Genomic DNA, 23,844 nt, shown 5'->3' with positions numbered 1-23,844 from the left:
CCAATGTGCCGGGGGGACAGGGTTTTGAACAGACGGATACCGCAGATCGCACAGCTGCGCGCCTTTAAACTTTTTGCCGATGTTCCGACAGACAGGCTCGAACGTTTTGCCGCCTCTTGCGAGACGCTGACGGTTCCGCGCGGCTCGATGGTGCTGGAGCATGAGGATGAGGGCGAGGATATGTTCCTTGTCCATTCCGGCCGGATGAACGCGATCCTGTTGTCGGGCAAAGGGCGTGAGGTCGCGCTGGGTGAGATTTCCACCAACCAGTATTTCGGAGAGCTCAACGCCCTGGATGGCGGGACACGCTCCGCCTCGATCTATGCACGGACCGAGGCGCGGCTGACCCGCGTGCCCGGAGCGGCCTTTCGTGAGCTTCTGGCCGATCAACCGGATATGTCGCTGAAGCTTCTCAAGGACCTTGCCGCCCGCGTGCGCGACCTGACCCAGCGCAGCTTTGAACTGACAGCGCTGAAGCTGGCAGACCGCCTGTGCCTGTTCCTGCTGCGCATGGCGGTAGAGGCGGACGTCATGCGCGATGGCGGCGTTGTGATGGGCGTGCCCACTCATGCGGAAATCGGTGCAAGGGTCGGCGCAAACCGAGAGGCCGTCAGCCGCGAGATGTCGGCCCTGTCGAGCGCAGGACTGATCGAAACCCACCGCCAGCGCGTCGTCATTCGCGACGCGGACGGGCTTATGACTATCGCGGATCGCATCAAGGCAACGTGACCTCATCCAAATGTGTCCGAGGGGGCGGGGGTGACCGGGAACCCACGGGGGGCGTGCAGGCTCCCGGTCGAATGCATTGCTTCCGCGGGACGTAGCCGGAGGCAACACGGGCAACGGTCACCTCGGGATGGATGGGTAACTCGTTGATGACGGGACGTTACGAGCAAACCCGGTGATTCCTCGGTGACCATGCGCACAGTTTCGCGCGATTTCGCAAAAATCTTCCCGGGCAAATCAGGTCATCAGGGCAGCGCCGTGCCAGCCGATCATCATGGACGGGGCATTTGTGTTCGCACTGGTCACATTTGGCATGATGCTGGCATCTGCAACCCAAACCCCCTCGACCCCGCGCAGGCGCAGATCGGGGGCCACTGGCGCAGTCGACTCTTTCCCCATGCGCAACGTGCCCACAGGGTGATAGGCCGTGCCGCACCGCGCGCGAATATCCTCCCGCAATGCGTCATGGCCCTTCAGAGCAGGCCCGGGAAACACCTCTGGCGCATGTCGTTTCCCGAACGGCGCCTGAGCCAGCAGGCTGCGCAACCGTGCCAGGCCTTGGGCAAGCACCTCCAAATCTTCGTCGACCGAGAACAGGTTCAGGTCAATGTCAGGGGCTGTGCGCCAATCGGGAGATTTCAATTGAAGCACCCCACGCGATTTCGGGCGGCACAGACAGACATCGGCATAGTAACCAGCCCCCCATCCGATGGCGCGGCCCTTATGGCCCAATCGGGCGGGGATGAAATGCACCTGACAATCGGGCGCACCGCCCTGCCCGCTTGCATCGAAGAACATGCCCCCTTCAACGGAGTTCGAGGCAAAGCGCCCCCGCCCGGTCAGTGACCAGCGCAGCGGTGCCAAGGCCCAAAGCGGTAGCTGCCCGACAGTCAACCCATAGCCGGAGCCTGCGCCCTCGTGAAACACGGGGACAGCCGGATGGTCATGCAGGTTGCGCCCGATCTCCTGCCGATCCGCAAGCGGCTCAATGCCCAGCGCGTGCAGATGTGCAGCCGGACCGATCCCCGAACGCATCAGAATCGCCGGCGACCCGATTGAGCCGCAAGCCATCACAACGCCACGGGCTGCCCGCACCCGCCGCCCATCGCCCAGCAGCACGCCAACGGCACGCCCCTCCTCGAAGATGAGGCGATCGACTTCGCAACCGGTACGCAGTTCGACGGCGCCTGTGCGCAGCGCCGGGCGCAAAAACGCATCGGCCGCTGACCAACGCCGCCCCCGCCGCATGTTCACCCGGAATGGCCCCGCGCTCTCGGCCTCGGGAACCGGAACGGATTGGCCCGGAAATATCTGTGCGAGGTCGCGCGTCAGCCTGTGCGGGTCCGGCAACGGGCCAGGACGCACCGCCGCCTCCACTCCTTCAAAACTCGGCCAGACCGCATCGGCATCCCATCCAGGTACATTCCAACCGTCAAAGTCCGAGCGCTGCCCCCGAAACCATACCATTGAATTGATAGAGCCTGACCCACCGACCATACGGCCGCGCGGCACGGATATATCGCGCCCAGCCGCATGGGCCTGCGCGGTCGAGCGATAGGACCAGTCCCGCCCGCTTCCCATCAACCAGACAAGACCAAAGGGCATGCGCACCAGTGGATGCGCGTCGCTCGGTCCCGCCTCAAGCACAAGAATGCGCTTATGGCCCAACTCGGCCAGTCGCCCGGCAAGGGCACATCCGGCGGACCCGGCACCTACGATGATCAGATCTGCATCAGCCATGACGCATGGACGCGCAGTCGCCTGTCTGCGTCAAGCACCCGGCTCTTCTTCTTGGCTCAAATATCCCCGCCGGAGGCGGCGCTCAGCCCAGCAAATCTGCCGTCGCCCGGATCGTCGCGAACTCCACGCTCAACGCGTCAATCGCCGCATCGTGGATCTGCTCGGCAGAGGGCATCTGACCCCCGCGCCAGGCGACATCGACATTCTGGGTGAAGGCCGCACAGGCATCATGGACGAGGGTGACGTCGAAGCCCAGATTTGCCGCCATGCGCGTCGTGGTGGAAACGCAATGCGGTGTGGTCAGACCGGCAATCGTCACGGCGTCACATCCCGCAGCTCGCAGCTCAGCCTCAAGGTCCGTCCCGATGAAACCCGAATTGACCGATTTCGGGAAGACAAGCTCTTCGGCCAGCGGTTCCACTGCCGGGTGAAAACCCTGTCCATCCGCGCCATAAAGCGGCGAGGCCGGGTTCGTCGAATGATGGCAGACATGAAAAACCGGCAGGGCCCGCTTGCGCCACGTCTCCAGCAGGCGCCCGGCATTGGCCTCGGCCTCCGGGTTGTTGCGCGCACCCCAATAATCACCCCAGCGCGCCGCATCAAAGGCGCGCTGGATGTCGATCAGGATCAGGCCGTTCAATGGTTTTTCTGACGATAGATCAGGCGCCGGACCGAACCGGTTTTCGAGCGCATGAGGATCGTCTCCGTCTCAAGATAGTCACCATCCCGGCGCGCGCCGCGCACGATGGAACCGTCGGTCACACCGGTCGCAGCAAAGATTACATCATCGGTGACCAGGTCGTCGCGGCTGTAGATTTTATCGAGGTCGGTGATCCCGGCCTTTTCCGCACGGGCTTTCTCATCCGCATTGCGGAACAGAAGGCGGCCTTGCATCTGGCCGCCCATGCAGCGCAGGGCCGCGGCAGCCAAAACACCTTCGGGCGCGCCGCCCGACCCCATATACATGTCGATCCCGGTCTTCTCGGCCTCCGCGCAGTGGATGATGCCAGCAACATCACCATCCGTGATCAGGCGGATGCGCGCCCCGGTGGCGCGAATCTCGGCAATCAGATCCTGATGGCGCGGACGCTCCAGCACGCAGACCATCACGTCGGAGGTGCGGCAGCCCTTGGCCGCGGCCATCACCTGAATGCGCTGGGTGGGCGACATATCCAAATTGACGAGGCCCTCCGGATAGCCCGGCCCAATGGCAAGCTTTTCCATGTAGACGTCAGGCGCATGCAGCATCGAGCCGCGCGGCCCCATCGCGATCACGGCAAGCGCGTTCGGCATGTCCTTCGCAGTCAGCGTCGTGCCCTCCAGCGGATCGAGCGCGATGTCCACGCCCGGACCCGTACCGGTGCCGACTTCTTCACCGATATAGAGCATGGGCGCCTCGTCCCGCTCCCCCTCGCCGATCACCACAACACCCTTGATGTCGAGCATGTTGAGCTGGTTTCGCATCGCGTCGACCGCAGCCTGATCGGCCGCTTTCTCATCCCCAGACCCGATCAGCTTTGCCGACGCAATCGCCGCCGCCTCCGACACACGGGCCAGGCCCAGGCTGAGCATACGGTCGGAAAACATCGGGTCGGTTTTGGACATAAGGGCCTCCATTGCGCCATTTGGAGTTGTCTTGCGGCAGGCCGTCGCACGGATCAAGGGGGGTGGCCGCCTGTTTCCAATTCAAAGCGGTTTCGGTGCGTCACATGCACTGTTTAGGCTAGGCATACGCCCATCGCGTGGGCAAAGTGATCAAAAAAACCAACATAAACCGGGGACACTCCATGCTGCTCGACGTTTTCCTCCCGCTTTCGCTGGCGTTCATCATGCTCTCGCTGGGCCTCGGCCTGACGCCGGGCGATTTCGGGCGCGTGCTGCGCATGCCAAAGGCTTTTGCATTGGGCTTTGCCGCACAGGTGATCCTGCTGCCGATCATCGCCTATGTGCTGCTGATGGTCTTTTCCCTGCCACCGGAACTGGCGGTGGGCGTCATGATCCTGGCCTGCGCCCCCGGCGGAGTGACTTCGAACATCATCACAAAACTGGCGGGCGGGGCCGTGGCCCTGTCGGTTACGCTGACCGCAATTGTCAGCCTGCTCAGCGTCATCACGGTCCCGCTGATCGTCGCCTTTTCCATGGGGGCCTTCATGGGGGCAGATGCCCCGCCGGTTGACGTCACCTCTTTGGCGATCAGCATGTTTGTGCTGACCGCTGTGCCCGTCGGTCTGGGCGTTTTGATCCGCGCACTGGCCGCAGGCTTCGTCGGCAAGATCGAGCGGGCGATCTCTGTCATCGCGACCGTGCTGTTCGTGGTCATCGTCGTAGGCGCACTGGCTGCCAACTGGGGCGTCTTCGTCGAAAACCTGCCAATCCTCGGCCCCCTGCTCATCGTGCTCAACATTCTCACACTGGGCATAGGCTATGCACTTGGCGCCGCAGGCAGCCTTGAGCGTCGCGAGCGGATCACGATCGCGATTGAGGCAGGGGTGCAAAACTCCACGCTGGGCATCACCGTGGGTGCGATCATCGGTGGCGGGGAAACGCTGTCGACCTTCGCCCTTGCCTCAGGCGTCTATGGCATCACCATGTATTTCGTGGCCTTGCCCTTCGTCGCATGGATGCGCGGCCGCGGCTAACATCCCGGCGGCGTTTCCGCGACGAAGCGTACAATATCGGCTTGAGTGGGGGCCGGGCTGTCCAGCCGGTCCCCGATCACACCCAGAATATCGAGATGGCGCACATCCTCATAGATGCGTGCCTCGACCCGCTGGCCCGCCGCACGCAGCGCCGCCTCGAACCGCTCGATATTCTCAGGATCAACGATATCGTCGTTCTGGCCATAGAGCAGCAAGGTCGGCGGCGCAGCACCCTCGACTGCATTGATCACCTGCGCCCGGTCGCGCAGTGACGGCGGGAAGAGTTGCGGCATACGCCAATCCTCAATTGTGTCGAGATCATAGGGCCCGGCAATTCCCACGAACCCCGCAATGGCTTCGCATGCATCCAGATAGGACGGATCATGGGTGATCAGCGCGCCGATATGCGCACCGGCGGAATGACCGATCAACCAGATCGGCGCACCGTCCGCCACATCCCTGCGGATCGTCTCGATGGCACGGGCTGCATCTTCGACAAAGCGGGGAAAGGGATCCCGGGGCCCGGGCGTGTAGTCGGGTATCGCGACAGTCCAACCATGGTCCTCGGCCAGTTTCACACCAACAAAGCGGTAATAGCCCTTTTCAACCTGAGCCCAGGCACCGCCTTGCAGGAACACCACCACGGGTCCGCTCGGCGCATCTGGTGTGTAAAGGTCGTAGGTTCCCCATGGACCGGGACCATAGGCAAGGTCGGTCTGTTCCGTCACACGCTCCGACCCGATGCCGCGATTGATCAGATCAGCCGCGGAACATGCGCCAAGCAGCGTTCCAAGGGCCAGCGCACAGCCCACCATTCTCATGAGATACATATCCGTCTCACATCAGCCTCAGTTGCCACAACCACGGGCCACCCAGGTTTGAAGTTTCAAAAGGGCCAGGCCGCTACAATCAGATAGCCAGTGCCCAGCGTGAATGCATAGCCAAGCCCGGCCAGCAAACCGTCCCGCCCGATCAATGCCAAACCGAACAGGAACACGGCTGCCGCGGCGGGCATCATGGCAAAGGGGATCAGGCTCAGCACGAAAATGGCAAGCGCCAGCACGACACAGATGACCGAGATCACCAACCGCGCCGGCGCGCTGGACACCAGAAAATCTGCCCGCCGTGACACGACCGTATCAAGGCGCGCCGCCCATGGGCGCAGGCGCGCCATGGCGGCATCGAACCTGTCTGGATCAACCTGATAGGTCCGCACGCGGCGTGGCAACCAGATATGCATGTCATTAAACCAGCTGTGCACGACGAGCAGCAGTATCAGCAATGCGCCGATATCAGGCGCTCCGGGAATGCCACCGATCAGGGGAATCATCAGGAACGCACCGACAATCACGAGGCCGACACCCAACGGACGATCCTCGAAGCTGCGCACAACCGCGCCAACGGTTGTTCCGTGCTCCTCCACATCTTCTGCGAAGACGTCCAGCACGCCCGTGACCCGGTCAGCCGATTCCATGGTGAAACTCCAAATCCGCGCCTTGCGCTATGAAGATAAACACGCATCGGCATGGCTTGGTTCCACCCGATGGCACAGGAGCAGCGGATTGCATTCGAATTGCAGCGCCACAGGCCCTTGCGCGATCCGGGCCACGCCATTAGACCACCGACAATTTGCCGCTGCCCTGTCGAGGATACCTCCATGCCCAAGCGTACCGATATCTCATCCATCATGATCATCGGCGCGGGGCCCATCGTCATCGGACAGGCCTGCGAATTTGACTATTCCGGCGCACAGGCCTGCAAGGCACTGCGCGAGGAAGGCTACCGCGTCATTCTCGTCAACTCGAACCCCGCAACGATCATGACCGACCCGGGCATGGCGGATGCGACTTATATTGAGCCGATCACCCCCGAAGTGGTCGCCAAAATCATCGAGAAAGAGCGCCCCGACGCGCTGCTGCCCACCATGGGCGGCCAGACGGGTCTGAACACCGCGCTTGAGCTGGACGATATGGGCGTGCTGGCGAAGTTTGACGTGGAACTGATCGGCGCGAAGCGCGCTGCCATCGAAATGGCCGAGGACCGCAAGCTGTTCCGTGAAGCGATGGACCGCCTCGGCCTCGAAAATCCGAAAGCCACCATTGCCGAGTCCATGGATGACGCCATGGCTGCCATCAACGAGGTCGGCCTGCCCGCTATCATCCGCCCCGCCTTCACCCTTGGCGGCACAGGCGGAGGCGTCGCCTATAACCGTGAGGATTACGAGGCGATCTGCCGGTCCGGCCTCGACGCGTCCCCGGTTAACCAGATCCTGATCGACGAAAGCCTGCTGGGCTGGAAGGAATACGAGATGGAGGTCGTTCGCGACAAAGCGGACAACGCCATCATCATCTGCGCCATCGAAAACGTAGACCCGATGGGCGTCCATACCGGCGACTCGATCACCGTCGCCCCGGCCTTGACGCTGACCGACCGCGAATATCAGGAGATGCGGAACGCCTCCATCGCTGTCCTGCGCGAGATCGGGGTAGAGACGGGTGGCTCCAACGTCCAATGGGCGGTGAACCCTGAGAATGGCCGAATGGTCGTGATCGAGATGAACCCGCGCGTCTCCCGTTCGTCAGCGCTCGCCTCAAAGGCCACCGGCTTCCCGATCGCCAAGATCGCCGCGAAACTGGCCGTAGGCTACACGCTCGATGAGCTCGACAACGACATCACCGGCGTCACGCCAGCGTCCTTCGAGCCGACCATCGACTATGTCGTCACCAAGATCCCGCGCTTCGCCTTCGAGAAATTCCCCGGCTCCAAGCCAGAGCTGACCACCGCGATGAAATCGGTGGGAGAGGCGATGGCCATCGGCCGCACCATCCATGAGAGCATGCAGAAGGCGCTCGCTTCCATGGAAACGGGCATCACCGGCTTCGACGACATCCCGTTTGAGAGTGAGGAGGCGATGCGCGCCTCCCTCGCCCAACAGACCCCCGACCGCCTGCGGGTGATCGCGCAGGCCATGCGCATGGGGCTCTCCAATGACGACATCATCGCCGTCACCTCCTTCGACCCGTGGTTCCTTGAGCGTATCCGCGAGATTGTGGAGGCTGAGGCCGAGGTCATCGCGAACGGTCTGCCCGCCGACACCGCCGCCCTGCGCCACCTCAAGATGATGGGCTTCTCCGACGCCCGCCTCGCGACCCTTGCAGGCGTGACCGAAACCGAAGTGCGCCACACCCGCCTGCGCGCGGGCGTGAAGGCCGTGTTCAAACGCATCGACACCTGCGCGGCAGAGTTCGAGGCGCAGACGCCCTACATGTACTCGACCTACGAAGCGGACGTGATGGGCGAGGTGGAGTGTGAAGCACGCCCCACCGACGCCAAGAAAGTCGTGATCCTCGGCGGCGGCCCCAACCGCATCGGTCAGGGCATCGAGTTCGACTATTGCTGCTGCCACGCCTGCTTCGCGCTCACGGAGGCGGGCTATGAGACGATCATGGTCAACTGCAACCCAGAGACAGTGAGCACCGACTACGACACCTCCGACCGCCTCTATTTCGAGCCACTGACGCTGGAACACGTCCTCGAAATCCTGCGCGTCGAACGCGAGGCGGGCAACCTGCACGGCGTCATCGTCCAGTTCGGCGGCCAAACTCCGCTGAAACTCGCCAACGCGCTGGAGGCGGAGGGCATTCCGATCCTCGGCACCTCGCCGGACGCCATCGACCTGGCCGAAGACCGCGAGCGCTTCCAGGCCATGCTCAACGAGTTGGGCCTCAAGCAGCCGGTCAACGGCATCGCGTCCTCCGCCGAAGAGGCGATGGAGATTGCGAAAGATGTCGGCTACCCGCTCGTCATCCGCCCCTCCTACGTCCTGGGTGGCCGCGGGATGGAGATCGTGCGCGACACCGCCCATCTCGAACGCTATATCGCCACCGCTGTGCAGGTCTCCGGCGACAGCCCCGTCCTGCTCGACAGCTACCTGACCGGCGCGGTTGAGGTAGACGTCGATTGCCTCTGCGACGGCCAGAATGTCCACGTCGCAGGCGTGATGGAGCATATCGAGGAGGCGGGCGTCCACTCCGGCGACAGCGCCTGCTCATTGCCGCCCCACTCCCTCGACGCGGACACCGTGGCCGAATTGAAGCGGCAGGCCGAGGCCATGGCCCTCAAGCTCAACGTCGTTGGCCTGATGAACGTGCAATTCGCGATCAAGGACGGCAACATCTTCGTCCTCGAAGTGAACCCGCGCGCCTCGCGCACCGTGCCCTTCGTCGCGAAGGCTGTGAACTCCCCCATCGCCAGCATCGCCGCCCGCCTGATGGCAGGGGAGCCGCTCAGTCACTTCGCCGACCGGCCCGAGGCGAATATCGAGGGGTTCGAGCGCCCCACGCTCAAGCCCGCCGAAACCGACCACATCGCCGTGAAAGAAGCGGTTCTGCCCTTCGCCCGCTTCCCGGGCGTCGACACGCTACTCGGCCCAGAGATGCGCTCAACCGGTGAGGTCATGGGCCTCGACACCTCGTTCCCGCGCGCCTTCCTGAAGGCACAGATGGGCGCGGGCGTGAAGCTGCCCGACCACGGCACGGCCTTCATCTCGATCAAGGATGCTGACAAAGGTGCCGCCATGCTGGAGGCCGCAACAACCGTCGCCGCCCTCGGCTTCACGATCCTCGCCACGGACGGCACCGCTGCCTGGCTTGCCGAGAATGGGGTCGCGGCAACACGTGTGAAAAAGGCTCATGAGGGCCGCCCGAACATCGTGGATGAGATGAAAAACGGCAACGTCCAGATCGTCTTCAACACGACCGAAGGCGCGCAGTCCATCGCCGACAGCCGCGAAATCCGCCGTGTCGCCCTCTACGACAAGATCCCGTACTACACGACCGCCGCAGGCTCCCGCGCCGCCGCTCTCGCGATGCGCAACAGCCTCGAAGGTGAGATCAACGTCACGAGCCTGCAGGAGTTGTGAGGGGTGAACTGCCCCCGCAATAAAGCCAGTGGCAGGAAAGACTGTATCGGCGCATAGTTTGGCATGGATCACATCTCTGCCAAACTGGTTTCAACGGACCGTTTCACAGTCACTGCCCAGACCAACAACCTAAACGGTCAAATCATTTTTGAGCCGATCAAGGCTTTCTGGCTGGTCATGCATGGTGTGTTTGGCGCCATCGGACTCTTCGTCTATCCGAGCCCTGGCGCCTTGGCCGTCTTTGTTGTCCTGACGACCGTCACGATTTGTGCGGGCCACTCTGTCGGAATGCATCGCCTTTTGATCCATCGTAGCTTCAAAACCAGCCGACCAATTGAATATGGATTGGTTTGGCTAGGAACGCTTGTCGGCATGGCAGGACCCATCGGAATGATCCGCACGCATGATCTGAGAGACTGGCATCAGCGTCAGACAACTTGCCCCAAACATCCAGCACATGATGCTGGAATTCTAAAAGATGCGTGGTGGCAGCTTTGCTGTGAACTTCGTCTGACATCCCCTCCCGAATTTCATCTCGAAGAACGGATAAAGCGGGATCGCTTCTATACTTTCGTCGAGCGATACTGGATGGCGCAGCAACTTCCATTGGCAGCAGCATTATTTACGGTCGGTGGATTGGGCTGGGTCTTGTGGGGGTGTTCTCTCCGAATCTTTGTATCGCTGGTCGGGCACTGGGCCGTCGGCCACTTTGCGCATAGGCAGGGCAAACGGGGCTGGATCGTTCAGGGTCTGCCCGTGCAAGGCTATAATCTGCCGGGGTTGGGTCTCATTACATTTGGCGAGAACTGGCACGGGAACCACCACGCTTTCCCTCACTCCGCTCAGTTAGGTGTCGAGCCGGGACAAACGGACCCCGGGTTCACCTTCATAAAGACACTCGCGAGATTCAGCCTCGCATGGGATATCAAACATCCGGGTTCAGAGGCAGCGCGATCCGGGCTCAGACGTGCTGGCACTGAGAAATAGTTAACGCCCCCATGCACACAACGCGGTGCACAGGTTGTGCACGCTCTGTGTACGGGTTGTGCACACCGTATTTCAGCGTTTGCGCAAAACCTTAATGACGTCTTTGGGGCCCAGCGGGTCCGAAGCGTCGGGGCGGTGGGTCAGGATGTGGGTCGCACGCGGATCAGGAATGCCACGACCGCTTTCGCGCATCGACAGCGGCACATAGCGACCACCTCGCAGCTGCGCCTGTATCTCCACAGCACCGGGTTTGGTGACATGCAAGTCCCTGACTTCAAAACGAAAACGCATACCGTTCGATCCGTTGAGCCATATGGCGCCAAGGCAGTTTATAGTGCTGGAAGGGGCCGCGAAATCGTACACGTTGTGGTCTTCTAAGTCATATCTATGACGCCTAGATTTCGCTGGTTAACGGTTTGTGTCAACCACATATTGAGCTAACCTCGCGCCAATCCCGGATTCGGCACGAGATTGGAAATTATCCAGCAATGGCAAAGCTTTACTTCAATTATTCCACGATGAACGCGGGCAAAAGCACCGTGCTTTTGCAGGCCAGCTACAATTACCGCGAACGCGGCATGGACACGCTGCTGTTGACCGCCGACCTCGACAAGCGTGCGGGCCACGGCACCATCGCAAGCCGCATCGGAATCTCTTCTGAATCAGAGACTTACCTGCCTGCGGATGATCTGTTCGCGAGGATCACCGAGCACCTGAAGACCCGCGACCTCGCCTGTATCTTTGTCGATGAGGCGCAGTTTCTGACAAAGGAGCAAGTCTGGCAGCTCGCCCGCGTCGCCGACGACCTTGGCGTCCCTGTCATGGCCTTCGGCCTGCGCGTCGATTTTCAGGGGGAGCTTTTCCCCGGCTCCGCCACCCTCCTCGCCCTCGCCGATTCCTTGCGTGAAATCAGGACGATATGCCATTGCGGACGCAAGGCCACGATGGTGATCCGACAGGATGAGAACGGGCAAACCATCACTGAGGGAGCGCAGGTTCAGATCGGCGGCAACGAGACCTACGTGTCCCTCTGCCGCCGCCACTGGCGGGAGGAAACGGGCGACAGCGCGCCCGCTTAACCTCTCATCAACTTAGGGCAGATATTTCTGCACAAAGCCGACGATCTTTTTGACCCGGTCGCTTTCAAACAGGCGCGGTGCATAATACTGCCCCGCGGCCCGCTTGGTCACTTCCGTCATCGTCGGATAGGGGGAGACCATGTTGGTCAGCGCCGAAATCTTCAGACCGTTGGCAATCGCCAGCGCATAGGGCTGGATCAACTCGCCTGCCCGCATACCCACCACGGAGGCACCAACCGGTTTGCCCTTGTAGACCATCACCTTGATCAGACCTTCCGTCCGACGCTCGGCATGTGCGCGGTCGTTCTGGTCGAACTTGAAGCGCAGCACCTCGACATCGCGGCCATGCTTTTTCTTCGCTTGCGCCTCTGTCAGGCCAATTTGTGCAATTTCCGGGTCGGTATAGGTTGCCCATGGAATGTGATCCGTCCGCTGTTTGGACGGCAGCCCGAACAGAATCGACTTGATCACAACCGTCGCGTCATAGCCTGCCTTGTGCGTGAATTGCAGGCCGCCCGCCACGTCACCGATCGCATAGACCTTCTTATTCGACGTGCGCAGGCTGTCATCGACCTTCACCGCGCGGTCATATTTCACGCCTGCGGCATCGAGGTTCAACTTGTCGATATTCGCTTTACGCCCAACCGCCATAAGCAGGTGAGACCCTGTGACCTTACGCCCGTCTTCTGCCTCCACCGTCACGCCGTTCTCAGACGTGACGCGGGTGACCTTGAAGCCTTCCTCGATCTCGACGCCATCGGCGCGGATGTTTTCAAGCGCGATGGCCGTGATCTCCGGGTCGTCCTTGGCGAGCACGCGGTCGCCCTCCAACACGGTGACCGGCACGCCGAGGCGTTGATGCGCCTGCGCCATCTCCATCCCGATGGGACCACCGCCGACGATGATGAGGCGGGAGGGTGTCTCACGCAGTTCAAAGATCGTCTCGTTGGTGTGGTAGTCGACACTGTCGAGCCCGTCGATCGGCGGCACAAATGGGGAAGAGCCGGTGGAGATCACGAAGCGACGCGCCTCAATGATCGTGTCGCCCGCCTTCACCTCTGTCTCGGAGATGAACTCACCATATTCCTCGATCACGTTGACACCGAAGCCCTCGAACCGCTCCACGCTGTCATGGGGGGCGATGGCCGCGATAACGAAGGCGACGTGATCCTTCACAGCCGCATAATCCACATCGGGTGTGTGGTTCGCGATGCCGAATGCAGCGGAATGGGTCTGTGCATGGGCGTGGTGCGCGGCAGAGATCATCGCCTTCGACGGCACACAGCCATAGTTCAGGCAGTCGCCGCCCATCTTGTGCCCTTCAAGCAGGACCACCTTGGCCCCCATCTGGGACGCGCCAGCGGCGAGGGAGAGACCGCCGGAGCCGCCTCCGATGATGCACAGATCTGTCTTGATGCGGTTCATGTCTCTTACTCCTCGACCGGCAGGGCGGAGCCGCCACGGACGGCCTTGATAATGATGGGAAGGGCGGCAAGCGCGCAGAGGCCCAGGATCGGCCCGATGATCTGCGGCTCAAAGAAGATGCCAAGGTTGGGGGTCTCACCGCGGGCAAAAACTTCACCCAGTCCGGCGCCAACCCAAGTGTAGACGGCGGAACCCGGCAGGATCCCGAAGAAGGTTGTCAGCGCGAAGTTGCGCAGCTTCACCCCGACCAGCGCGGGCAGAAGGTTCGCGACAAAGAACGGCACGGCAGGCACAAGGCGCATCAGAAACATGACGCTGACCTCATTTTCATTGAGCGCTTTTTTCATCTGCGTGATGCGCCCGCCCGACGAATCCATCTTGGCTGCGAGTTGTTCGCCGAGCCCCAGCCGCGCGGCGAGGAAGATGGCCAACGCCCCGATCGTAGCCGCCGTCACGATGAACAGGACACCGGGAAAGAGCCCGAAGAGAAACCCGCCTGTCAGCGTCATGACCAGAGCGCCGGGAAGGCTGAAGGCCACGACCGCAATATAGATCATCATGAAGACGGCGGCGGCCAGCACATAATTCGAATCGCGCCAGGCGATCAGCGCCTCACGATTGTCACGCAGGGTCTCAAAGCTCAGATAGTCGCGCAGAAAATAGAAGCCGAGGCCGGCTGCGATGAGAATCGCTATAAGGGGAAGTGCGCGGCGAAGGGTGAAACCCTCGCTGGTGTCCTGTGTCTCGCTCATGAATAAATCCTCGAATACGGGTCTGAATGTTTGCGTTGAGGCACATCTGACCGGTCCGTATCGGGCTGCACAGCCCCCCTCACGCCGGGTTGACCTGATCAGGCCAAATGTTTCAAACGACACCCATTACAAATCCGTGAAGCGGCAATTGACTTCATTGAGAGACCGCCTTAGGCAAGCCGCTCAGGAATTGAATTGACCGGGCAGGTCCAGTTTTCAGGATCGCCCCGCCCGCCGGAACAGACCGGCAGGACGATCAGGAGAGATGAGATGAAGCGCACCTTCCAGCCGAGCAACCTCGTTCGCAAGCGTCGTCACGGCTTCCGTTCGCGGATGGCGACGAAGAACGGCCGCAAGATCCTCAATGCGCGCCGCGCACGTGGCCGCAAGAGCCTCAGCGCTTAAGCGATTGCTGACAGCATGACCGTGCCGTTGCAGGAGGGTGAAGGCCAACCTGCGACGGTTTTGTCATGTCTGGACTATGGATCGGATCAGGGAATCACCGTGATCCAGAAACGGCGCGACTTTCTTGCCGCATCCCGCGCAAAGCGTCAGGCCCGACCCTCGATGGTCGTGCAGGCGCGCAAGCGCAAAGCGGACGAGCCGAGCGTCAGCCCCGTGCGCGTCGGCTACACCTGTTCCAAGAAGGTTGGGAATGCGGTGGCCCGCAATCGGGCCAAGCGGCGCCTGCGCGAAGCCGCCCGGCTGATCCTGCCACATCACGCAAAGCCGGGCTGGGACTATGTTCTGATCGGTCGCAAAGACGGCACGGCGGAGCGTGAGTTCACCGCCCTGCTCGATGATCTGCGTGGCGCGCTTGCAAAGCTGCACAAATGACCCCGCTGGCCTGGCTGCTCGCCCTCCCCGTGAAGGCCTATCGCAAGACCTTCTCGTCTTATGTCGGGTTCAATTGCCGATATCAGCCGACCTGTTCAGCCTATGCGCTGGAAGCGCTGGAAAAGCATGGCGCGCTCAAGGGCAGCTGGCTGGCCGCACAGCGCATCGGACGGTGCCATCCGCTGGGCGGGTCTGGCATCGACAATGTGCCGGATTAGGCACGCTGCCTGCACCCGTTTTGGGTATTTGATCCAATCCGAAGCGGATCCGGCCCTTTCGGATTGGTCCAAATACCCCAACCCGGTCAGCCACCCGGCGTGACGCGCACGACAGAGCCGTTATCTGCATCGATGAGCAAGAGGAGCGAACCATCGCTATCCTGCTCCACATCGCGGACGCGGCCGATGTCAGTGAGCAGGCGTTCCTCCCCCACCACTGTGTCGCCCTGCAACTCCAACCGCACGAGGGCACCGGGATTGAGTGACCCGATCAGAAGGTCACCCTGCCAGTCCGCAAACATGCTGCCATCATAGAAAACCATGCCGCCCGGTGCGATCACCGGATCCCAATAGTAGCGCGGCTCGGCATATCCGTTAGCCGCATGAGCATATTCGCCGCTGCCGACCTCGGTTCCATTGTAGTTGATGCCATAGCTCACGACGGGCCAGCCATAGTTGGCGCCGGGCTGGATCAAATTCAGCTCATCACCGCCACGCGGACCGTGCTCGATGGCCCACAGAGTTCCATTCTCGCGCAGTGCTGCCCCTTGGATGTTGCGATGGCCTGTCGACCAAATCTCTGGCAGAGCGCCTGCCTGGCCCGTGAACGGGTTGTCCACCAACGGGTCACCATCGGGGGTCACGCGAATGATCTTGCCATAGCTCTTATCGAGATCCTGCGCGAAGACCCGCTCCGCCGGGATAGAGTGCTCTCCGGTTGTGACGTAAACCCACTCCTCTGCCGCGATGACGCGCGAACCATAGTGCATTGGGCTGTTGGAGGGGGGATTCTGAACGAAGATGTCGCGCACGTCGCTCAGACTTTCATTGTCGCGCGACAGCACGGCGCGGGCGGCGGCTGTCACCGAACTCTGCCCCCCCATTGGTTTGGAATAGGTAAGGTAGATGACCCTGCTTTCCGCGAAGTCCAGCGCCAGCGCGACGTCCAGCAGACCGCCCTGCCGCACGGCGAAGATGTCAGGTAAACCGGTGATCGGGGGATGAAGCTGACCACTTGCATCGATGTGGCGCAGGCGGCCGTCACGCTCTGTCACCAGATATCCGCCATCCGGCAGCACGGCGATGCCCCAAGGGTGAGCAAGCCCACTGGCAACAGTTTCGACCGAAAGCGTTACGCCGCTGTCGGAGGCCGGGGCACGGGTCTGCTCGGGAAAGGCCGGTTCAGCCTCCGCAAAGTTTGGCGCACCTTGCGCGACTGGGGAAGCCGATTGCGCAAATGCGGGGCCAGTCAAAAGGAGTGTCATCGCGGCAAAACGGGCGAACATGGGAAATATCCTTTCTCAAACATCTCGGTTCGAGAAAGGACCTAGTGCAATCCGTGCCGCTGTCCCCTGACAGCGCGTCGCGGGCAACATCAGCGGTTGGCGAGCAATTCCTTAAGGCGTGCAATCGCGGCCTCGGGGGACATCTCTTCGCTCTCCCCCGTACGGCGTGAGGTGAGTTCGACCTTGCCCTCTTTCAATCCACGTGGGCCGACCGTGATGCGCCACGGGCAACCGATCAAATCCATCGTGGCGAATTTCGCGCCTGCCCGCTCTTCCCGATCATCATAAAGCGGGTCGAGCCCTGCCGCGGTCAGCGCGCCGTAGAGCTCATCGCAAACGCGGTCAGTGTCGGCGCCGCCCTGCTTGAGGTTGACGATCGCCACTGGGAACGGGGCCACGCCTTCCGGCCAGATGATGCCATTCTCGTCGTGATTGGCTTCAATCAGCGCGCCCACAAGGCGGGAGACGCCTATTCCGTGGGAGCCCATGTGCACCGGCACGTTCGTGCCGTCCGGGGTTTGTACGGTCGCGTTGAGTGCGTCGGAATATTTCGTACCGAAATAGAAGATCTGGCCAACCTCGATGCCACGGGCGGAACGGCGACGCTCTTCAGGCACCTCCGCAAAGATCGCCTCGTCATGGGTCTCATCCGTCCGGGCGTAGGGGGTCGTGAACTCCTCCATGATCGCCTGACATTCCGCGACGCTGTCATAGTCGACCACCCGGTCGCCCAGCGTCAGGTCCGTGACGGCGCTGTCGTAGAACACTTCCGACTCGCCCGTATCGGCAAGAACAAGGAATTCGTGGGTATAGTCGCCGCCAATCGGGCCACCGTCCGCGCGCATCGGGATCGCTTGCAGGCCCATCCGCTCATAGGTCTTGAGATAGGTGACCATGTGGCGGTTATAGGCGTGGAGCGCGTCCTCTTTCGTGAGGTCGAAATTGTAGCCGTCCTTCATCAGGAACTCGCGCCCGCGCATGACGCCGAAGCGGGGGCGGATCTCGTCCCGGAACTTCCACTGGATGTGGTAGAGCGTCAGGGGCAGCTGCTTATAGCTGCCGACCTCGCGCCGGAAGATATCGGTGATCAGCTCTTCATTGGTCGGACCGTAGAGCATGTCGCGATCATGGCGGTCGGTGATGCGCAGCATCTCCTGCCCGTAATCATCGTAACGACCAGATTCGCGCCACAGGTCCGCGGACTGGATCGTGGGCATCAGCATCGGATGGTGATTGGCCTTCTGCTGCTCCTCATGCACGATCTGCTCCAGCCGGCGCAGGACTTTGTAGCCCATGGGCAGCCAGGAATAGATGCCAGCGCTTGCCTGCCGGATCAAACCTGCACGCAACATCAGACGGTGCGAGGCGATCTGCGCCTCGGACGGCGTTTCCTTGAGCACCGGCATGAAATAGCGGCTGAGGCGCATGGTCCAACTCCAATCGACAGAGGTTATCTGCCATCGGTCTAAGGGCTTTGCTGCGGCCCGGCAATGGCCCTCAGGGACGTTTGGGCGTTAGAATCGTGCCCAGCAAAACGGCAGGTTGACCACATTTTACGCAAGTATCTGACCACGAAAGGTTCTTTCATAGTGACGTAGGGATCGCGACAGGTTAGTGTCCGAAGAAAGCCGCTTAGACGGCCCAAGTCTGGGGAGACTTAAAACGGTTCGGCATTTGCCGGACCGTTTTGCATTTCAGGGGTAAAGCAATCCCACATGGGATTTGGCCGCCTAGGGCGCTGAAACCTCGACAGTTGCCTCAAGCTCCAGCGCCTGTGCCAGTTTGGCCAATCGTTTCTCGACCACAGCGCCGCCCATGCGTGTCATCTCGCCCTTCAGGGTCAAGCTCAGCACAGCGGCTTTTCGGCGCAGTGGCGCATCCTCAAGGCAGGAGGCGGACGCCCCTGTGAGCATCGAGCCAAGGCGCAGCGCGCGGCCGACGACCTCTGCCAAGACCTGCTCTTCCTGGGTGAGCAGAGTGAGGAGCGCTTCGTCAGGCCGGGCACGACGCCCGCTTTTATACCGGTGCGACAAAACGAGGCCGATGAAGATCCGACCGCGATGGCCGATGCCGCCGAGATTTGCGCGGGTGACAGCCTCGAACCCCGCCGTCGCCCGGAAGTCGGGATGGGTGCGCCAGTTCACGTCGTGCAAAAGGCAGGCGGCCTGCACCAGACGCAGCCAGTATTCGTCAAGATCCGGGAAGATCGGCAAAATCCACTCGAAGAGCGCATCGCCAAAGCCCGGGAAACGCGCTGCTGCCAGTTCCATGTGCCGGGCCGCTTCAATCAGCGGGTCGCGCCGTCGGGCATCCGCACTCATGTGATCATAGAGCACGCCTTCGCGCAGGCCGTAAGAGGAGATCAGCACCTTGCCCGGCGTGAAATGATCAAGCAGTCGCACCAACACCCGTGACGCCATTGGTACGAGGGCCATCCTTGCATCGGATGTCGCGGTCAGGCCGGAGAGATCGTCGAGCGTGCGCGACGCGGCCCACTCTGCCGTCTCTGCCAGGTCCGCCGGGTCTATCTGATAGGCGTGGAGCACGCGCAGGGGGTATTCCGTCCGGGCCATGTGCAGGCTTGCAATCGCGCGCCAAGATCCGCCGACCAGAAACATCGTCTCGACATTGCCGGGCATCTGATCACGCAGGTCGGTCAATGTGGTCTCTATCGTCCGATCCACATCCTTGGGTTTGAGGTCTGCCAGAGCGAGGGGCGCAAGGGAGGATGTGACACAGCTGCCAATCCGCCCGCCATGGATGCGGGCAAGCTCCATCGACGCACCACCGATATCAACGGTAAGTCCCAAAGCCTCTGGCCAGCCAACCAGAACACCCTGTGCGGCCAGTCGCGCTTCTTCTTGTCCTGATACCACGCGCAGTGTCAGCCCGGTTTCCCGCTCGACCTGGGCAACAAAGTCGGGGCCATCCTTCGCCTCGCGCACGGCAGCGGTCGCAACCCCTGTCAGAGAAGTGACGTTCATGCGTCGGGCCAAATCGCAGAACCGCGCAAGCGTGGAGAGCGCGAGCACCCGTCCCTCGGGACTGAGAACACCGGATTGGCCCAAACCTGCGCCCAATCCACAGAGCACTTTTTCATTGAAGAAATACGCCGGAGACCGCGCCGCACCATCGAAAATCACCAGCCGGACGGAGTTCGATCCAACATCGACCACACCGACCCGGCTGAGATCAGCGAGCGGTGCGTCGGCCAAAAGCGCCTTCGTGCGTGTCGGCATAACCCCTCCGATTCATTGCATCTATTCCTAGAGCGTAGGGCGCGGGGGTCAACGGAATTGCTTACGTCACAATTTTGCCGTAATTTATTTACAATTTGTAAGTGTTACGAAGTTGAATCGCACACGAATCAGTTTTGAGGAAAGATCATGAAGTTCCCCACCCTTCTGCCTGCACTGTTCGTCCTGACACTGCCCAACGGGGCATTCGCAGATCCGCTGCGCATGGCAACGCCTTATGCCGACAGTTTCTTTCAGACACAGAATGTTCGTGAATTCGCAGAGAACGTCACCGAACTGACAGCAGGCGCCGTCAGCTTTGACATTCATCCCGGCAGCACGCTGGTCTCGCACACCGAGATTCCGGGGGCGGTTGCCAATGGGGAGCTACAGGCCGGAGAATTCTTCCTGTCCATCCTTTCAGGCGATGATGCGATCTTCGGGCTGGATAGCCTGCCCTTCGTCGCGACAGATTACGGCTCGGCCGCCGATCTATGGGATGAGCAACGCCCCCTCGTCCAGTCTGCCTTGCGTGAACGGGGGCTGATCGCACTCTATGCCGTGCCGTGGCCGCCGCAGGGGCTCTATTCACGGGTGGAGATTTCAGATCCGGCGCAACTCGATGGAATGGCCTTCCGCACGTATAATGCGACGCTGGAAACCCTTGCCACCTTGATGGGCGCAACACCGGTCAGGGTTGAAGTTGCCGATATTCCAGAGGCAATCGCCCGCGACGAGCTGGACGTCATGCTGACCTCTGCCAGCACCGGTGTGAGCACCCAAAGCTGGGACTACTTCCCGTATTTCTACGATATCCAGGCCTGGCTGCCAAAAAACATCGTTGTCATGAACGCCGCGACCTTCGATGCGCTTCCACCCCAAACCCAACAGCAGGTTTTGGCCGCAGCGCAAGAGGCCGAGGACCGGGGACGCATTTCATCAATGATCGACGCGGTGGAGGCTGTGAAGGTCTTGTTTGACCGGGGTGTCACCATCCTGACGACCGATACGGAGGTCATGGAAACCTCTGACGGCTTGAGCATGGGACCGGTCAGCCCGGCTCTTATCACTGCATTCGAACAGGCAAGTGGCGATCTGCTCGCCCAATGGGCCGACACAGCGGGAGAGGATGCCGTCGGCGTCGTCACCCGCTTGAGGGGGCAGGCTGGCGGGTGATGTGGGACTCCTTGCCGGCCTGATCGGGGTCGCGTCCGGTTCGCTCCTTCCCGCGAACCCGGATGCGGCCCCTTCGTCTTTTTGAGGCCTTTGCGCTATTCGCCCAGCGGACGCTCCGGTTCTTCGGGTGCCATTGCAAGACGCGGGGCATCCTTGGACCCCACCCTGCCCCGCCCGGAAAGGCTGGGATTTTGCATGAAGAACTGGTGGCAATTGAACGGCACCTCAGCCTCGGTATCCGGCCGATAATAGGTGCCATCCGCGCGTAAGACCCAGCTCTGCGCCTCATCGGCCAAGTTGGCGGCCATGATCTGCTCGACGATTTGCGCATGGACGGTGGGGTTGGTGATCTCGACAAGTGTTTCGACCCGGCGGTTCAGGTTGCGTCCCATCCAGTCTGCCGAAGAGATATAGACCCGCGCCTGCCGGGATGGCAGCCCGCCACCATTTCCGAAGCACGCAATGCGCGAATGCTCCAGAAAGCGCCCGACAACGGATTTGACGCGGATGTTCTCACTCAGCCCTTTCACACCGGGGCGCACACCGCAGATCCCGCGTACGATCAGGTCGATCTTCACACCCGCCTGGCTGGCCAGATAGATCGCATCGATCACATCCGGCTCGATCAGGGAATTCACCTTGACCCATGCCGCCGCCGGTCGCCCGGCTTTGGCGTGTTCCACCTCGCGCTCAAGACTTTCGAGGATGTGCAGCTTCATGGTGTGCGGCGAGATGTGCAAATTCTCCAGCCGCTCTGGCTTTGCATAGCCAGAGACGTAGTTGAAAACCCGCGTTGCGTCCCGACCCAGCGCCTTGTCACAGGTGAACAGGCTCAGATCAGTGTAGAAATTGGCCGTGATCGGGTGGTAGTTGCCGGTGCCGAAATGGGAATAGGTGACAAGTTCCTCCCCCTCGCGCCGCACCACGGTGCTGATCTTGGCATGGGTCTTCCAATCGATGAAGCCATAGACGACCTGTGCGCCTGCACGCTCAAGCTGTCTTGAAAGGCGAATGTTGGCTGCTTCGTCAAAGCGGGCTTTCAGCTCGACCAACGCGACAACCGACTTGCCGTCTTCCGCCGCTTCGCAGAGCGCCTTCACGATGGGGGAATTCTTCGATGTGCGGTACAGCGTTTGCTTGATCGCAACGACATTCGGGTCGTTGGCGGCCTGCTGGATGAAGCGCACCACCGTGTCGAAAGTCTCGTACGGGTGGTGGAGCAACATGTCCTTTTGCCGGATGGCGGCGAAGATATCGCCCTCGTGATCCGTCACACGTTCTGGGAGGCGTGGCTTGTATTTCGGCCAAAGCAGGTCGGGCCGATCGTCAATCACCAGCTCCGAAATGTCGGAGATGCCGATCACACCCTCTAGTTCGATCACCTCGTCGCGGGCCGCATGAAGCTCTTCAATGATCATGTCCTTCAGATCCGCAGGGGCGCCCTTGGACAGTTTCATGCGGATCACTTCGCCACGACGTCGGCGTTTCAGGGCGCTTTCAAATTCGCGGACCAGATCCTCGGCCTCTTCCTCCACCTCCAGATCACTGTCCCGCAGAACGCGGAAGGTGCAGGAGCCGACCGTCTCGTAGCCCGGAAACAGCCGGGTCAGAAAGACCTCGAGCAGCCCTTCAAGCGGCAGGAATCGGGTCACACCGGGCCGCCCGCCGGTCAGCCGGATGAAACGGCGCACCTGTTGCGGGACCGGCAGCAAGGCCTCAAGCGGCGCACCGTCTTCGGTGCGCCGCAACTGCAGCGCCATCGCAAAGCCGGTGTTGGGAATGAACGGAAAGGGATGCGCGGGATCGATAGCCAGCGGTGTGAGAACCGGAAACACCTGATCCATGAAGACATCTTCGAGCTGGGTGAGATCGGCGCGGGTCAGATCGGACGGTCCGATCACAGCGATCCGTTCATCAGCCAGCGCGGCCTTCAGCGCGGCCCAGCAGGTCTGTTGGCGATCCATCAGCGCACGCGCATCCGCGTCAATCTGAAAGAGTTGTTCTGCTGGGGTCAGCCCATCCGCAGAGGGTTTTTCGACCCCGGAACGAACCAGCCCGCGCAGGCCAGCCACGCGGACGGTATAGAATTCATCCAGGTTGGAGCCTGAAATCGACAAAAAGCGCACCCGCTCCAGGAGCGGAACATTCGGGTTTTCCGCCTCTTCAAGGACGCGCCAGTTGAAGGCAAGCCACGAAAGCTCCCGATTGAAAAACCGCTCCGGCCCATCCGGATTGAAGCCGGGAAGCTCTGTGGCAGGGGGCGGGGCGGAATGAAGAAAATCGGCTGTGCTCATGGACCGTATATATGGCCCGGTTTGGCGACACGCAAATGACAGCAGATCGACATGCCGTGACCGATCTCAGATCACGGTCATGCAAGCGCATTTTGCGCGTTGGGCTATGGCCAGACTGACAGATCCAAGCGCCAGGCTCCCCAGCGCGCCCAAGCCGCGCCGACCTGTCACGATAAGATCGGCGCCGACGCTCTGTGCCACGTTGAGCACATGGTCCGCAGGCACGCCCATTCCGACATGGCATTTCGCGATCTCAACCCCCTGCACCGCTGCTTTCGACGTAACATCGGCAATGAGATGCTCCCCCGCTTCGGCGACCTGCTGTGCGGTGGGTGGGATTTCGATAGCACCAACAAAGGCCCCAACGACGACCGGAGGCGTGTCGAGTTGAGGCACATGCGCCACATGCAATTTGGCGCCATAGGCCTTACAGATCGAAACGGCCGTCGCCAGCGCGTTCTGAGCGTGATCGGACCCGTCGTAAGATAGCAGAACCGTCTTGAACATAACGTCTTCTCCCTCGCTGTG

The 23,844-nt window shown here is 61.4% G+C and carries 22 protein-coding genes; 9 read left to right on the top strand and 13 right to left on the bottom strand.

What is annotated here, in order from left to right:
• Positions 1-24: 24 nt before the first annotated feature.
• Complete coding sequence (locus tag POI8812_RS15930) at positions 25-729, top strand: Crp/Fnr family transcriptional regulator (RefSeq protein ID WP_162844987.1); 705 nt, start codon at positions 25-27, stop codon at positions 727-729.
• Between the two features lie 234 nt (positions 730-963).
• Here POI8812_RS15930 and POI8812_RS15925 read toward each other — a convergent pair whose 3' ends face one another.
• The 3 genes from POI8812_RS15925 to glpX all read right to left on the bottom strand — a co-directional run bounded on the left by POI8812_RS15925 (position 964) and on the right by glpX (position 4,071).
• Complete coding sequence (locus POI8812_RS15925) at positions 964-2,466, bottom strand: GMC family oxidoreductase (protein WP_108783587.1); 1,503 nt, start codon at positions 2,464-2,466, stop codon at positions 964-966.
• Between the two features lie 82 nt (positions 2,467-2,548).
• Positions 2,549-3,106: a cysteine hydrolase family protein gene (locus POI8812_RS15920; protein WP_108783586.1), complete on the bottom strand. Its 558-nt coding sequence runs from the start codon at positions 3,104-3,106 to the stop codon at positions 2,549-2,551.
• Positions 3,103-4,071 (bottom strand): class II fructose-bisphosphatase, encoded by a 969-nt coding sequence (gene glpX, locus POI8812_RS15915; RefSeq protein ID WP_181377209.1) that lies wholly within the window; start codon positions 4,069-4,071, stop codon positions 3,103-3,105. Before glpX ends, POI8812_RS15920 begins: the two co-directional genes overlap by 4 nt.
• A gap of 182 nt (positions 4,072-4,253) precedes the next feature.
• Between glpX and POI8812_RS15910 the strand changes: the two genes are divergently transcribed.
• The gene (locus tag POI8812_RS15910; RefSeq protein WP_108783584.1) at positions 4,254-5,105 is read left to right on the top strand and encodes a bile acid:sodium symporter family protein; all 852 of its coding nucleotides are present in this window, start codon (positions 4,254-4,256) and stop codon (positions 5,103-5,105) included.
• On the opposite strand, the gene POI8812_RS15905 is transcribed toward POI8812_RS15910, so the two are convergent.
• Together POI8812_RS15905 and POI8812_RS15900 are read right to left on the bottom strand one after the other, a co-directional pair.
• Entirely contained in the window at positions 5,102-5,935 is an 834-nt protein-coding gene (locus tag POI8812_RS15905; protein ID WP_108783583.1) for an alpha/beta hydrolase, read from the bottom strand. The genes POI8812_RS15910 and POI8812_RS15905 overlap by 4 nt on opposite strands.
• Positions 5,936-5,991: 56 nt before the next feature.
• On the bottom strand, positions 5,992-6,579 hold the full coding sequence (locus POI8812_RS15900; protein WP_108783582.1) for an exopolysaccharide biosynthesis protein: 588 nt from the start codon (positions 6,577-6,579) through the stop codon (positions 5,992-5,994).
• A gap of 183 nt (positions 6,580-6,762) precedes the next feature.
• Here POI8812_RS15900 and carB point away from each other — a divergent pair, with 183 nt between their 5' ends.
• Together carB and POI8812_RS15890 are read left to right on the top strand one after the other, a co-directional pair.
• On the top strand, positions 6,763-10,026 hold the full coding sequence (carB, locus tag POI8812_RS15895; RefSeq protein WP_108783790.1) for a carbamoyl-phosphate synthase large subunit: 3,264 nt from the start codon (positions 6,763-6,765) through the stop codon (positions 10,024-10,026).
• A gap of 63 nt (positions 10,027-10,089) precedes the next feature.
• Complete coding sequence (locus POI8812_RS15890) at positions 10,090-11,013, top strand: acyl-CoA desaturase (RefSeq protein WP_108783581.1); 924 nt, start codon at positions 10,090-10,092, stop codon at positions 11,011-11,013.
• Between the two features lie 72 nt (positions 11,014-11,085).
• Here POI8812_RS15890 and POI8812_RS15885 read toward each other — a convergent pair whose 3' ends face one another.
• Complete coding sequence (locus tag POI8812_RS15885; RefSeq protein ID WP_108783580.1) at positions 11,086-11,304, bottom strand: hypothetical protein; 219 nt, start codon at positions 11,302-11,304, stop codon at positions 11,086-11,088.
• Between the two features lie 197 nt (positions 11,305-11,501).
• On the opposite strand from POI8812_RS15885, the gene POI8812_RS15880 reads away from it, so the two are divergent.
• The gene (locus POI8812_RS15880; protein WP_108783579.1) at positions 11,502-12,092 is read left to right on the top strand and encodes a thymidine kinase; all 591 of its coding nucleotides are present in this window, start codon (positions 11,502-11,504) and stop codon (positions 12,090-12,092) included.
• Positions 12,093-12,104: 12 nt separating this feature from the next.
• On the opposite strand, the gene POI8812_RS15875 is transcribed toward POI8812_RS15880, so the two are convergent.
• Both POI8812_RS15875 and POI8812_RS15870 read right to left on the bottom strand, forming a co-directional pair.
• A complete protein-coding gene (locus POI8812_RS15875) occupies positions 12,105-13,517 on the bottom strand; it encodes a dihydrolipoyl dehydrogenase family protein (protein ID WP_108783578.1) in 1,413 nt (470 codons plus the stop codon).
• A 5-nt stretch (positions 13,518-13,522) separates the two neighbouring features.
• Positions 13,523-14,269, bottom strand: coding sequence for a TVP38/TMEM64 family protein (locus tag POI8812_RS15870; protein WP_108783577.1), 747 nt, complete (start codon positions 14,267-14,269; stop codon positions 13,523-13,525).
• 270 nt (positions 14,270-14,539) lie between these two features.
• On the opposite strand from POI8812_RS15870, the gene rpmH reads away from it, so the two are divergent.
• From rpmH to yidD, 3 genes are read left to right on the top strand one after another with little or no spacing between them, the layout of a single operon-like run.
• Entirely contained in the window at positions 14,540-14,674 is a 135-nt protein-coding gene (gene rpmH, locus POI8812_RS15865; RefSeq protein ID WP_037094141.1) for a 50S ribosomal protein L34, read from the top strand.
• 15 nt (positions 14,675-14,689) lie between these two features.
• Positions 14,690-15,106 (top strand): ribonuclease P protein component, encoded by a 417-nt coding sequence (rnpA, locus tag POI8812_RS15860; RefSeq protein ID WP_108783576.1) that lies wholly within the window; start codon positions 14,690-14,692, stop codon positions 15,104-15,106.
• Positions 15,103-15,324, top strand: a complete 222-nt coding sequence (gene yidD, locus POI8812_RS15855; protein ID WP_108783575.1) for a membrane protein insertion efficiency factor YidD — start codon at positions 15,103-15,105, stop codon at positions 15,322-15,324. Before rnpA ends, yidD begins: the two co-directional genes overlap by 4 nt.
• Positions 15,325-15,410: 86 nt before the next feature.
• On the opposite strand, the gene POI8812_RS15850 is transcribed toward yidD, so the two are convergent.
• The 3 genes from POI8812_RS15850 to POI8812_RS15840 all read right to left on the bottom strand — a co-directional run bounded on the left by POI8812_RS15850 (position 15,411) and on the right by POI8812_RS15840 (position 19,849).
• Positions 15,411-16,610 (bottom strand): PQQ-dependent sugar dehydrogenase, encoded by a 1,200-nt coding sequence (locus POI8812_RS15850; protein ID WP_108783574.1) that lies wholly within the window; start codon positions 16,608-16,610, stop codon positions 15,411-15,413.
• 89 nt (positions 16,611-16,699) lie between these two features.
• On the bottom strand, positions 16,700-18,037 hold the full coding sequence (gene proS, locus POI8812_RS15845; RefSeq protein WP_108783573.1) for a proline--tRNA ligase: 1,338 nt from the start codon (positions 18,035-18,037) through the stop codon (positions 16,700-16,702).
• A 303-nt stretch (positions 18,038-18,340) separates the two neighbouring features.
• Entirely contained in the window at positions 18,341-19,849 is a 1,509-nt protein-coding gene (locus tag POI8812_RS15840; RefSeq protein WP_108783572.1) for a Ppx/GppA family phosphatase, read from the bottom strand.
• Positions 19,850-19,996: 147 nt separating this feature from the next.
• Between POI8812_RS15840 and POI8812_RS15835 the strand changes: the two genes are divergently transcribed.
• Positions 19,997-21,022: a TRAP transporter substrate-binding protein gene (locus POI8812_RS15835; RefSeq protein WP_108783571.1), complete on the top strand. Its 1,026-nt coding sequence runs from the start codon at positions 19,997-19,999 to the stop codon at positions 21,020-21,022.
• A 95-nt stretch (positions 21,023-21,117) separates the two neighbouring features.
• On the opposite strand, the gene POI8812_RS15830 is transcribed toward POI8812_RS15835, so the two are convergent.
• Positions 21,118-23,316 carry an RNA degradosome polyphosphate kinase gene (locus POI8812_RS15830; RefSeq protein ID WP_108783570.1) on the bottom strand — a complete coding sequence of 733 codons (2,199 nt, stop codon included), beginning with the start codon at positions 23,314-23,316 and terminating at the stop codon, positions 21,118-21,120.
• A gap of 66 nt (positions 23,317-23,382) precedes the next feature.
• Entirely contained in the window at positions 23,383-23,823 is a 441-nt protein-coding gene (locus tag POI8812_RS15825; RefSeq protein WP_108783569.1) for a universal stress protein, read from the bottom strand.
• Between the last annotated feature and the right edge of the window lie 21 nt (positions 23,824-23,844).

The sequence above is a fragment of the Pontivivens insulae genome (assembly GCF_900302495.1).
Taxonomy (GTDB): Bacteria; Pseudomonadota; Alphaproteobacteria; order Rhodobacterales; family Rhodobacteraceae; genus Pontivivens; species Pontivivens insulae.
This window is presented reverse-complemented; position numbering and strand designations above follow the sequence as displayed.